Below are 12,495 nucleotides of genomic sequence, written 5' to 3'. Positions count from 1 at the left end.
TTGTAGGGGGTGTTGGCTGCACAACCTCACCCTAGTCACATACTTCAGTATGCTCCTAGGGATAAGCTTGCTTGCCGCCTACCTACAACTTTGAACTATTTAGAGGATGATGGTGGGGAGTTGATTTTAAAATTTAAAGGCAAACCCCTCAAAGCAAAAATATTAAAGCAAAACCTTCCAAGCAAAAGCATCGTAGTTTTTGGTCATTTCCTTTTGTTCATATTAATTTGGCTGCTAATTTGTGGTTAGTGGTTGAATTCTATTTTTTTGTCCCCAAATTAGTTTCCATCGATAAGTCAAAACTAACTATTAGATTGATGATATAGAGGCGATTAATGAGTATGAAAGGACAAGAAACTCGTGGGTTTCAATCAGAAGTCAAACAACTGCTCCAGTTGATGATCCACTCTCTTTACTCAAACAAAGAAATTTTTCTGCGTGAGCTAATTTCCAACGCATCCGATGCGGCGGATAAACTGCGTTTTCGTGCATTATCTAAGCCTGAACTGTATGAAAATGATGGCGAACTGCGTGTGCGTATTAGCGCAGACAAAGACAAAGGTACTCTCACTATCAGTGACAACGGCATCGGTATGAGCCGTGAAGAAGTGATTGAAAACTTAGGAACCATCGCTAAATCAGGCACTAAATCATTTTTAGAATCATTAGGCAGCGATCAAGTTAAAGATAGCCAAATGATCGGTCAGTTTGGTGTGGGTTTCTATTCTGCGTTTATTGTCGCGGATAAAGTCACCGTTCGTAGCCGCGCCGCAGGTGCTGAAGCGAGCGAAGGGGTATTCTGGGAATCTGCTGGCGAAGGTGAATACACTATCGCAGATATCGAAAAAGCCGATCGCGGAACCGAAATCACCTTACATCTACGTGATGACGAAAAAGAGTTTTTAGATAACTGGCGCTTACGTTCTGTTATCAGCAAGTATTCTGACCATATTGCACTGCCCGTTGAAATCGAAGAGAAAAACGAAGAAGACGGCACGGTTACTTGGGAAAAAATTAACCAAGCAAAAGCGCTGTGGACTCGCAGTAAATCTGAAATTTCGGATGAAGAATATGTGGAATTCTACAAGCATATCTCCCACGACTACGCAGACCCACTAACTTGGGCGCATAACCGTGTGGAAGGGAAGCAAGAATATACCAGCCTGCTGTATATTCCATCTCAAGCGCCATTTGATATGTGGAACCGCGACCAGCGCCATGGTTTAAAACTGTATGTTCAACGCGTCTTTATTATGGATGATGCTGAGCAATTTATGCCTAATTACCTGCGTTTCGTTCGTGGGGTATTGGATTCTAACGATTTACCGTTGAACGTTTCCCGTGAAATTCTGCAAGACAGCGCTCTGACGCGTAACTTGCGCAGTGCACTGACAAAACGTGTTCTGCAAACACTGGAAAAACTGGCGAAAAACGATGCAGAGAAATACCAAACTTTCTGGCAGCAATTCGGTCTGGTCATGAAAGAAGGTCCTGCGGAAGATATGGGGAACGGTGAAGCGATTGCAAAACTGCTGCGCTTTGCGACCACCCATAACGACAGTAGCGTACAAAATGTTTCGCTGGAAGACTACGTAAGCCGCATGGTGGAAGGTCAGGATAAGATTTACTTTATTACTGCCGATAGTTACGCCGCTGCGAAAAGCAGCCCGCATTTAGAGCTGTTCCGTAAGAAAGGCATCGAGGTTCTGCTGTTATCTGATCGCATTGACGAATGGATGATGAACTATCTCTCTGAGTTTGATGGTAAACAGTTCCAATCTGTGAGCAAAGCCGACGAGTCATTAGACAAGTTAGCGGATGAAAATAAAGCGGAACAAGAAGAAGCAGAGAAGCAGTTAGAGCCATTTGTTGAGCGCGTGAAAACCTTCTTGGGCGACCGTGTGAAAGAGGTTAAATTGACTCACCGTTTAACCGATACACCAGCCATTGTGACCACCGATGCGGATGAAATGAGCACCCAAATGGCGAAATTATTCGCTGCTGCGGGTCAAGCGGCGCCAGAAGTGAAATATAACTTCGAGCTAAACCCGAACCATGCATTGGTGAAAAAAGCGTCTGAAGTGGAAGATGAGAGCATGTTTGCAGATTGGGTGGATGTACTACTCGACCAAGCCCTACTGGCAGAGCGTGGTACGCTGGAAGATCCAAACTTATTTATTAAAAAAATCAACGAATTACTTTTAAAGTAGTCTATTAAGGTATTTTCGTTTTCGAACATAAACCACGTAAAAAAGCGATTTTTTGCGTGGTTTTTTTCTTTTGCGAAAAAAGATAAATGGGAAAACGTTTACGTGTCTTCTTGAGTCAGATGCCATGCTAATGGTATGGTAGAGCGTTTTCTTTTCAAATTATAAAAAACTAAATAGCAAGGGGTTTACGCAATGCGTATCATTCTGCTTGGCGCTCCAGGCGCTGGTAAGGGCACTCAAGCTCAATTTATTATGGAGAAGTTTGGGATCCCTCAGATTTCAACCGGCGACATGCTACGTGCCGCGGTAAAATCAGGGAGCGAATTAGGTTTACAAGCTAAAGAGCTGATGGATAACGGCAAATTAGTGACTGATGAACTGGTTATCGCATTAGTGAAAGAGCGCATCAAACAAGATGACTGTCGCAATGGCTTCTTGTTGGATGGGTTCCCGCGTACCATTCCTCAAGCGGATGCAATGAAAGAAGCAGGCATCAACGTTGATTACGTTTTAGAATTCGATGTTCCTGACGAAATCATTGTTGAACGTATCATTGGTCGCCGTGTTCACGCACCTTCAGGTCGTGTTTATCACGTCACTTTCAACCCACCTAAAGTTGAAAACAAAGATGACGTAACTGGCGATGAATTAACTATCCGTAAAGACGACCAAGAAGACACGGTTCGTAAACGTTTAGTTGAATATCATGCACTGACTGCGCCATTAATCGCTTACTATCAAAATGAAGCGAAAGCGAGCAGCACTCAGTACTTCAAGTTAGACGGTACTCGTAAAGTGACTGAAGTGAGCGCAGAGTTAGCAAAAATTTTAGGCTAATTTTTAACGCATCATATAAAAAGGCAGCGTTAATCGCTGCCTTTCTTTTTGTGCCACAAGTTGGCAAAATTAGTTATTAAAATCTGTTATTGTTGGGAATAATTATCAATTAGGAGCTGTTCTAATGTTAGAAAAAAAATATGGAATTCTATTGGTAAATTTGGGAACGCCCGATGCCCCAACAACAACAGCCGTTAAACGCTATTTAGCTGAATTCTTAACTGACCCGCGTGTTATTGATGTTTCCCCATTGATTTGGAAGCCTATTTTATATGGTGCTATTTTGCCAATCCGCGCTTCCAAAGTGGCAAAACTTTATGGCTCAATTTGGATGGATGAAGGCTCGCCATTATTAGTTTATTCACAGCGTCAAAAAGAAAAATTATCTGCATTTTTTCCTAATACACCGATTGAGCTGGGAATGACTTACGGCTCGCCGTCAATAAAGAGTGCTATCGACAGCTTGATTGCGCAAGATGTGACGGAATTAGTGGTTTTACCGCTGTATCCACAATATTCCTGCACCACGACGGCTGCCGTCTATGAGGCTATCACTCGCGCTTTTAAACCTATGCGGACTATCCCGTCGGTGCAATTTATCCGTAGTTACGCCACTCATCCTGCGTATATTCAAGCCTTAGCGGAATCCATCGAAGCCAGTTTTGCTAAACACGGTGAACCAGATAGGTTGATCCTCTCTTTCCACGGTATCCCGCAGCGTTACTGCGACTCAGGGGATATTTATGATAAAGAGTGTGAGCAAACCACCGAATTATTAAAGCAAGCCCTGAAATTCCCAAGTGACCGAGTGTTAATGACTTACCAATCTCGATTTGGTCGTGAACCGTGGTTAAGCCCATACACGGATCAGACGATGAAAAAGCTACCGTCAGAGGGGGTTAAGTCAGTGCAAGTGGTTTGCCCAGGGTTTTCGGTGGACTGTTTAGAAACATTAGAAGAAATTAGCGAGCAAAATAAAGAATTTTTCTTACATAATGGTGGTGAGCAATATCGTTATATTCCTGCACTGAATGACAGCGATATCAGCATTAATATGATTCAGTTAATTCTGAAAAATCACTTAGAAAGAGTGATTTCATAGGTAATTTCATAAAGAAGGTTAATGGTTATATCCAAAACTTAAATTTTGACTATAATTATGACCTCAATATTCAATGGTACAATTTAGAGTGCGTTGTTTGGAATTAACATGACTGAAAAAACCAATTTATCTCCAGAATTAAAAAAACAGCTAGAGCAAGATCCGCAATATAAATTGCAGCACAATGATGAAATAGATCTCATGGCGTTGATAGCGGTTCTGTTCAAGAATAAATTATTGATTATTATTGCAACAGTCATTGTTACCGCACTGAGTATTGGGGTTGTCAAAATGTTACCTCAGAAATGGACGAGTGAAGCGATTATTATCCCGCCAACGTCTGAAGAGGTAAAAGAAGCTAATGAATTTTCAGCGCACTTAAATGCATTAGGCATGGAAGTCGACTTAAGTTCTCAGCGTATTTACAACGAATTTATTGTTCAATACCGCTCTAAAGTTAACCAAGAAACCTTCGTTAAAAGCACCGATTATTTTAAAACACTGCTTGATAAGCTTGAGAATAAAAATGATCCGCTCGAGGTTCAACGCTTAGTGAATCGCATTATTGCGGATTCGATTAAACTTAAATACAACGGTAAAGAAAAAGACAGTGATGATAGCGACATTGTTCTGTCATTTACCGCGCCAACAGCGGTTGAAGCGCAAGATTTAATGGATGGGTATATTCGTTATACAGCGAGTATTGTCCGTAAAAGAATGAAAACAGAAGTGGATAATGCAATTTCACGCCAACTGATTTATAGCGTTGAAGCATTAAAACAAGATACCAACAAAATCCAGATTTCTTATGACGTTAAAATTGAGCGTTTAAAACGCGCTATTACTATCGCGAAAGCCGCTGGAATTACGCGTCCTATCGCAAGAGATTCAGTGGCCATTAATGATGACCCTGATTATCCAATTGCATTAGGTTCAGAAGCGTTAGAAGAAAAATTGGGGATTGAGTTAAAGAACCGCGACTTAGCGCTGATCAGTGAAAAACTGCAAAATGCAAAAGTCTATATTGAAAACTTAAACTCACTCACAACTAAAGAATTAGATTTTGAGCCTATCAGATTTATTCTGACTCCAGATTTACCGATTACTAAAGATTCCCCTAAATCGATGCTTATCGTGGCATTAGGCGCTATTCTTGGCTTTATTATGAGCTGTGCGTTTGTACTAGGTCGTGACCTGTACCGTAACTATAATCAGCAAAATACTCGCCGTAAGTAATCACTCTAAAGCATTATAAATACCTAACCGGCACCTTTTTATCGAAGGGTGCTGGTTTTGTTTTATCGTGTTAGAATACGGAAATGTTCCTTTTTTAATGTTCCCAATATGAAATTCCCCGGTCAACGCAAATCTAAACATTACTTTCCCGTCTCCCTCAGAGATCCTCTTTTACAACCGATGAAAGAGATGCTCTCTGATGATGAAAACTGCAAATCGTATATTGTGGGTATCGACCAAACACTCGTCGATATCGAAGCCAAAATTGATGATGAATTTATTGAACGTTATCAATTAAGTAAAGGTCACTCTTTAGTCATCGAAGATGATGCGGCTGAAGCGCTCTACAAAGAGCTCACCGATAAGAAACTGATCACCCATGAATTTGCAGGCGGTACGATAGGAAATACGCTTCACAATTACTCTGTCTTAGCCGATGACCGCTCCGTCTTATTGGGCACGATGTGCAACAATATTCAGATTGGTAGTTATGCTTATCGCTACCTCTGCCATACTTCAAGCCGAATGGATCTAAACTACCTACAAGGGGTCGATGGTCCTATTGGGCGCTGTTTTACGCTCGTCACTGATAACGGTGAACGTACGTTTGCAATTAGCCCTGGACATATGAACCGCTTGCACCCTGATAGCATACCTGAAGAGATTATTGCAGGCGCATCAGCGTTGGTATTAACGGCTTATTTAGTGCGTTGTAAGCCGGGGGAAACGATGCCGGATGCGACGATGCAAGCTATCCATTATGCGAAAAAACATAATGTTCCCGTGGTACTGACATTGGGAACCAAGTTTGTTATCGCTCAAGATCCGCAATTCTGGCGTGATTTCCTTAAAGATCATGTATCAGTAGTCGCCATGAACGAAGATGAAGCCTTGGAATTAACTGGCTTTAGCGATCCCCTATTGGCATCTAATATGGCGCTGGATTGGGTTGACCTTGTTCTGTGTACAGCAGGACCTTCAGGGCTGTATATGGCAGGCTTTACGGAAGAAGAATATAAACGTAAAACTCAGCACCCATTACTGCCGGGAGCAATTGCTGAATTTAACCTGTATGAATTTAGCCGCGCGATGCGCATGCAAGATTGTAAACAACCTCGTCGTATCTTCTCCCATATTGAGCCGTATATGGGCGGTCCCGAAAAAATCATGAATACCAATGGTGCGGGTGATGGTGCATTATCTGCGTTACTGCATGATATTACGGCGAATTCATATCACCGTTCAAATGTGCCTAATTCCAGTAAGCACGAGCGTCAATATCTCACTTATTCCTCACTGGCACAGGTGTGTAAGTATGCGAACCGTGTAAGTTATCAAGTGCTTTCTCAGCATTCACCGCGCTTAACTCGCGGGCTACCAGAAAAAGAAGATAGCTTAGAAGAGTCCTATTGGGATCGCTAACTTGGAATAAGTAATGCTGAAATAAAAAAACACCTCGAATGAGGTGTTTTTGTTTTTATCATGATGCTAACTATTACGCTTCTTTGGCGATCCCCGCAGGGTGCTCAGCTTTAACCGCCTCAACCGCTTTCTCATCTTCTTGTTCATAGCGCATCGCTTGTGGAACAGAGATTTTAATCGCAATAAATACCGCTAAGAAACCGCCCACTAATTTACCTAACAGAATTGGTAGCACCAATGTGGGTTGGAAGTTTGCGGTAAAGGCTAAGTGGTCGCCAATCGTCGCTTGAGCACAGACCCCAAAGGCTACGCACAACACTTTATCCCTTGCACGCATTTCTTTGAATAAGTGGTAAGTTGCAATGATATTTGCCATCACCATGATGAAACCCAGAGAACCTGTATCGCTCAGTTTTAATCGGCGGCTGAGTGCGCTGACTAGTGGCTTGCAGTAACGTTGGAACAGGTAACAGATAGGGAATGTACCTGCGAGCATGATCCCGATATAACCTGCAATCTCGATCGCACGGAATAACTCATTTTGATCGGCAAATAGTGGATCGAATCCCCAAGCCCCAAAGACTTTACTAAATACGCCGGTAAAATGTTCCACAATGGAGAAGGCTAATACTAATTTCACGAATGCATCCATGATCTTACCGAAGATCAGAAAGCCCGTAACCATTAGCATTGGACGATATTTTAATCCCGCAGCCAGCAAGAAACAGAAAACGAATAGCGGCATTAAATATTGCAGCATCGTCAAGAAATCAAGAGTGAGTTGATGAGTCGCTGGGGAGTTCGTCGAAATAATATCGCGAACAGGGATATTATTCAGTGTGATCAACAGCAATGAAGCCAATACCCCGAATGGGATTGAGATCAATCCTGCCATTGCCCCTAAGGCTAAATATTTGTGATCTTTACGATTTAACATCGTTAAACCAACGGGGATCAGATACACAATGGTTGCCCCAGATGTATAACCGATCAACATCGCAGTGATCCACATATCGCGATTCGTCGTTAAGGCGTCTGCTAACTGATATCCGCCCATATCTACCGCGATAATGGATAGTGCTGCGATAGAAACATCAGAGCCAACAGAGCTAAATACTGGTCCTAAGATGTAAGATATCAATTGTGAAAGTAGCGGAACGGCAGCCATGATCCCTGCTTGAGCGAGAAACACGGGACCAATAGAAAAAATACCGTTTACAAACTCTTTTCCGAGGTCGCTGGCAGGTCTGACAATCGATGCAACAGCGCCAATCACGGCGCCGCACATGATTAAGTAGATAATATAGTTTCCGAATTCGGCCATAGTAGGGTTTCCTTTCTTTTTTATTGTTGGAAGAATTAATTTCTTAGCTGGCGAGAACGGGCAATAATGTCGCGATACTGTTCCATTACGCCTTGCATGTTGGTGCCGTCTGGGCGCGTGACACTGGTGTTGCGTCGTATCGCCATTTCATGGCTTATTCCCAAACCTTTACGAGCAAGCAAGGCAGCCCCGAGTGCTGTGACTTCACGATTTGCTGGTGCTTCAATATTTTTTTGTAATAAATTGGCTAAAAACTGCTTAAAGTACTGATTTGACGATAACCCTCCATCGACTGAAATGGACTGACCTAATGGAGAGATTTTCTCCATTGCGAAAATAACTTCGGCGGAGCGGGCGGCTATTCCTTCTAAGACCGACTGCATCATATCTTTCTTATCGGTATCTAATGAGAGTCCCGCCCATAAGCCGGCAGCGCTGCGATCCCAATAAGGACAGCCTAAACCTGAGAGTGCAGGTACAAACGCTAAACCACGTTTAATCGCGGGTTCATCACGAAAATCTGAAAGTTCATCAAAATCCTCAAATAGGCCGATTTTACGTGCCCAGTTGATTGCTGAGGCAGCGTTATACACGCCACCATCTAAGCCGAAAACAGGGGCCTCACCCGGGAATTTCCAGCAAAGTGTGGGTAACAACCCGCTTTGATGAGTTTGTGGGATATCGCTCCCCGTCAAGGCTTGCAAGAAAGCGCCAGTACCAAAGGTAATTTTGGCATCCCCTTTTTGGCGGCAACCATGACCAAATGTTCCCGCAAATTGGTCGACAATAATGGCGGTGACTGGCGTGAGATGTCCGTCGAGATTGACGGCGCCAAAGTCACCGATATTGTCGCGCAGCGGCGGCAAGCAGTGGATCGGCACCCCAAAAATCTCACACAGCTGTGGATCCCACTCGAGGGTATGAATGTTGAGTAAAGAGGTACGTGATGCGGAGTTATAATCCGTCACAAAAACATCGCATAAACGGTCAAGGAAAAATGCATCCATAGTGCCTATGCGTAGGCGGTTTTTATCCGCAAGGGATTTGGCACCCACCACATTCTCCAGAATCCATCCCATTTTACTGGCTGAGAAATAAGGATCTAAGGGCAGTCCCGATTTTGATTGGACAAGCGGCTCAAGCCCCGCATCTTTAAGTTGCTGGATGGTTTTTTCAGTACGCAGATCTTGCCAAACAATCGCGTTATAAAGGGGGCGCTTGGTCTGAGCATCCCACGCAACAATACTTTCGCCTTGATGACAAATACCAATAGCATCAACAACTTCACAACTATTCAGACACTTGATGATGTTCGTTAGGATCTCTTCAGGATCGTGCTCAACCCAACCACTGTTTAAGGTGATTTGCTTGTGTGGAATACTCATCGGGGAATGGTAATGGCCGCCTTCTTCAAAGACGACGACCCGGGTTCCCGTTGTTCCCTGATCGATAGCGGCATAACGTTGATTGAGCATCGCTGAATTTCCCAGTGTTATAAATGTTGTAAATAGGTTTGTTTTTTTGCTTACTATCGTTTAATCGGAAATAAAATCCACAAAAAACTCACAATAACTTCTGTGAATGTGAGAACTGTCACAATAAGATAACAATGTGAGAAGTTTTTGGAGTGTTATTGTGATTTGTGTTGTTTTATATATTGAGGTTGTGGGAATTATGTGGTTTTATGTGTCCAAGTTTTATATTAAGGATTTCAGCCATGAATGCTAATAATAAAAAAATGTGGGATGTCATTGTCATCGGTGGGGGTGTCATTGGCTGTGCAGTGACCCGAAAATTCACATTGATGGGCGCTAAAACACTGCTGTTAGAGCGTGGTGGCGATATTTTATCAGGAGCAAGTAAAGCAAATAGCGCGTTGTTACATACCGGTTTTGATGCCACACCAGGGACATTAGAATTGGAATGCATGCAAGATGGGTATCAGGAATTCATTGATATTAGAGAAAAAATGAATTTACCGTTACTCAAAACAGGTGCGTTAGTCGTGGCTTGGAACGAAGAGCAGCTCAATAAGCTGCCGGGTATTGTAGAGCAAGCACACACTAACAACGTCATGGATGTGGGAATAATAGATAAAGAAGAGCTTTATCGTCGAGAACCTCATTTAGCGGAGGGTGCGCTGGCAGCGGTTGAAGTTCCGGGTGAATCGGTGATTGATCCATGGAGCACGCCACTGGCGTATTTAACTCAAGCCGTAAAACACGGTGCAGAGTACCAATTTCATTGTGAAGTGACTGAGGGTGAGCTAAATGCGGGAATTTGGACATTATCCACATCAAAAGGTGAATTTTCTGCCCGATTAGTGATTAACTGTGCCGGGATTAATGGGGATATCGTGGAATCTATCTGCCACCCATCACCATTTGAGATTAAACCGCGTAAAGGTCAATTTTTGGTATACGACAAAGCAGCAGCGGCAGATATCAATGCGATCATTTTGCCAGTACCCACCGCGATTACGAAAGGTGTTCTGCTATCGAAAACCATTTTCGGTAACTTATTGTTAGGCCCGACAGCGGAAGAACAACAAGACCGCTGGAAAGCGGAAGTGAAGCAAGAAGTCTTGCAAGATTTAATCGACCAAGGTTCTCGCATGTTGCCATCACTGCATAATTACAGTGTGACGGCCACCTATGCTGGATTACGCCCAGCCACGGAAGAAAAATATTATCGAATTAATGATTACCCCGAAAAGCAGTGGATATGTGCTGGGGGAATTCGCTCAACGGGCTTAACGGCAGCGTTGGGGGTCGCCAATCACTTAGGGAAACTTTACCAAGAGAATTTTGACGCATTATTTGAGCTATCACCGCCAACTGAATTAATTTGGCCTAAGATGCCGATGCTCTCTGAATATGATGAACGTGATTACCAATGTAAAAATAATGGCGGCATTGTGTGCCATTGTGAATTAGTGACTCAACGAGAAATTGAAGCCGCGTTTGATTCTGACATTCCACCAGAATGTTTAGGCGCACTTCGTCGCCGAACTCGCGTCATGATGGGGCGTTGTAACGGTTTTTATTGTAGTAGTCAGGTCGCTGAAATTATTAACGGTCGCTTTGACAATACCTTAGCGGTGGAGGCAGTGAAATGAGCTTAAATTACGATGTGATCATTATTGGCTCAGGGCCGGCGGGTATCGCGGCAGCACAAACATTACGTCGCCGTGGTATTCATAATATTGCGATTTTAGAGCGTGAAGCCCATGCAGGTGGTGTTCCTCGTCATTGCCAACATCCCACTTTCGGTTTGTTAGTGTTTAAACGCCCAATGAAAGGCAACCAGTTTGCGGAAAAAATTGTTAATAATTTAGGGGATACACCAATACTAACGCGTTGTACTGTGACGCAATTACAACCTAATGGCACTTTAACAGTCACAACTCCTGATGGCGTGGTTGAGATGCGCGGTAAACGCATTTTGATTGCAACAGGCGTTCGCGAAACACCACGTCACCCACGCTTAGTTTCTGGCTTGCGTCCTCAAGGTATTTTAACTGCGGGTGCGCTACAACAATTTGTCTATTTAAAAGGGCAAAAACCGTGTTTGAACCCAGTGATCGTTGGCAGTGAGTTAGTCAGTTTCTCTGCATTATGGACATTAAAAAATGCGGGCGTAAAAGCGAAAGCCATGATTGAAAGTGGCGAACGAATTCTGGCATTCAAACCAGCTTCATTGTTTGCTACAGCCATGGGAACCCCGGTGTATGTGAATAGCAAAATCACGGAAATTGGCGGCTTAGAAAGAGTCGAATATGTGATGGTGGAAACCGCAGGGCAAATACGCAAAATTGAGTGCGACTCTGTGATTTTTACCGGGGGTTTTGTGGGTGAAAATACGTTAATTCGTAAAAGCCACTTGAGTTTTGAGGCTAGTACAGGCAAACCCGTCACTGACCAACGTAGCCGCTGTTCTGATGGCTGCTATTACGCGGCGGGTAACATGCTGCACCCTGCGGATATGGGGGATCAGTGCTACCAAGAAGGTGAGATCACCGGCGGATATATTGCAGATGATTTATTAGCCAATCACCATCAAACGGATGTACAGCAAGGGAATAGATTGCCGATTCGATTTGCTGAGCCAATTCGTTTTACAGTACCTGCATGTATCAATATGTCCGAAAATACTGCGAAAAATGTGGATTTCAACATTCAAGTCAACACGGCGATAACGGGAACAATCCGTGTGATGGCAGGTAATACCGTGCTATATGAAAAGCGTCGTCGCTGCTTACCGACTCGTCGTATTTTGCTGAAAAATATCGATTTAACAAAAATCCAAGCGAGTGCTACTGAAATTACTGTCACTGTTGTATAGTGCTGGAAATGTTAAATGGT

General features: G+C 43.3%; 9 protein-coding genes. 7 read left to right on the top strand and 2 right to left on the bottom strand.

Features of this window, described 5'->3' with window-relative positions; genetic code table 11:
- Positions 1 to 335: 335 nt before the first annotated feature.
- From htpG to M5X66_RS13365, 5 genes are all read left to right on the top strand, one after another.
- Positions 336 to 2,210 (top strand): molecular chaperone HtpG, encoded by a 1,875-nt coding sequence (gene htpG, locus M5X66_RS13385; protein ID WP_108478328.1) that lies wholly within the window; start codon positions 336 to 338, stop codon positions 2,208 to 2,210.
- Between the two features lie 192 nt (positions 2,211 to 2,402).
- Positions 2,403 to 3,047 (top strand): adenylate kinase, encoded by a 645-nt coding sequence (gene adk / locus M5X66_RS13380; protein ID WP_036952549.1) that lies wholly within the window; start codon positions 2,403 to 2,405, stop codon positions 3,045 to 3,047.
- Positions 3,048 to 3,171: 124 nt separating this feature from the next.
- Positions 3,172 to 4,149: a ferrochelatase gene (gene hemH / locus M5X66_RS13375; RefSeq protein ID WP_154600098.1), complete on the top strand. Its 978-nt coding sequence runs from the start codon at positions 3,172 to 3,174 to the stop codon at positions 4,147 to 4,149.
- 108 nt (positions 4,150 to 4,257) lie between these two features.
- Positions 4,258 to 5,385 (top strand): LPS O-antigen length regulator Wzz(fepE), encoded by a 1,128-nt coding sequence (gene wzz(fepE) / locus M5X66_RS13370; protein ID WP_270103645.1) that lies wholly within the window; start codon positions 4,258 to 4,260, stop codon positions 5,383 to 5,385.
- A 108-nt stretch (positions 5,386 to 5,493) separates the two neighbouring features.
- Positions 5,494 to 6,807, top strand: coding sequence for an inosine/guanosine kinase (locus M5X66_RS13365; protein WP_036952541.1), 1,314 nt, complete (start codon positions 5,494 to 5,496; stop codon positions 6,805 to 6,807).
- Between the two features lie 73 nt (positions 6,808 to 6,880).
- On the opposite strand, the gene eutH is transcribed toward M5X66_RS13365, so the two are convergent.
- Both eutH and M5X66_RS13355 read right to left on the bottom strand, forming a co-directional pair.
- Positions 6,881 to 8,131 carry an ethanolamine utilization protein EutH gene (eutH, locus tag M5X66_RS13360; RefSeq protein WP_036952538.1) on the bottom strand — a complete coding sequence of 417 codons (1,251 nt, stop codon included), beginning with the start codon at positions 8,129 to 8,131 and terminating at the stop codon, positions 6,881 to 6,883.
- 35 nt (positions 8,132 to 8,166) lie between these two features.
- Positions 8,167 to 9,606 carry an FGGY family carbohydrate kinase gene (locus M5X66_RS13355; RefSeq protein WP_036952535.1) on the bottom strand — a complete coding sequence of 480 codons (1,440 nt, stop codon included), beginning with the start codon at positions 9,604 to 9,606 and terminating at the stop codon, positions 8,167 to 8,169.
- Positions 9,607 to 9,848: 242 nt separating this feature from the next.
- Here M5X66_RS13355 and M5X66_RS13350 point away from each other — a divergent pair, with 242 nt between their 5' ends.
- Together M5X66_RS13350 and M5X66_RS13345 are read left to right on the top strand one after the other, a co-directional pair.
- The gene (locus M5X66_RS13350) at positions 9,849 to 11,249 is read left to right on the top strand and encodes an NAD(P)/FAD-dependent oxidoreductase (RefSeq protein WP_036952532.1); all 1,401 of its coding nucleotides are present in this window, start codon (positions 9,849 to 9,851) and stop codon (positions 11,247 to 11,249) included.
- A complete protein-coding gene (locus M5X66_RS13345) occupies positions 11,246 to 12,475 on the top strand; it encodes an NAD(P)/FAD-dependent oxidoreductase (RefSeq protein WP_154639531.1) in 1,230 nt (409 codons plus the stop codon). Before M5X66_RS13350 ends, M5X66_RS13345 begins: the two co-directional genes overlap by 4 nt.
- The last annotated feature ends 20 nt before the right edge of the window (positions 12,476 to 12,495 follow it).

Origin of the sequence: Providencia sp. PROV188 (assembly GCF_027595165.1) — a bacterium.
In the GTDB taxonomy this organism is placed as follows: domain Bacteria; phylum Pseudomonadota; class Gammaproteobacteria; order Enterobacterales; family Enterobacteriaceae; genus Providencia; species Providencia lanzhouensis.
Note: the sequence above shows the minus strand (reverse complement) of the source record. Positions and strands in the feature narration are given on the sequence as shown.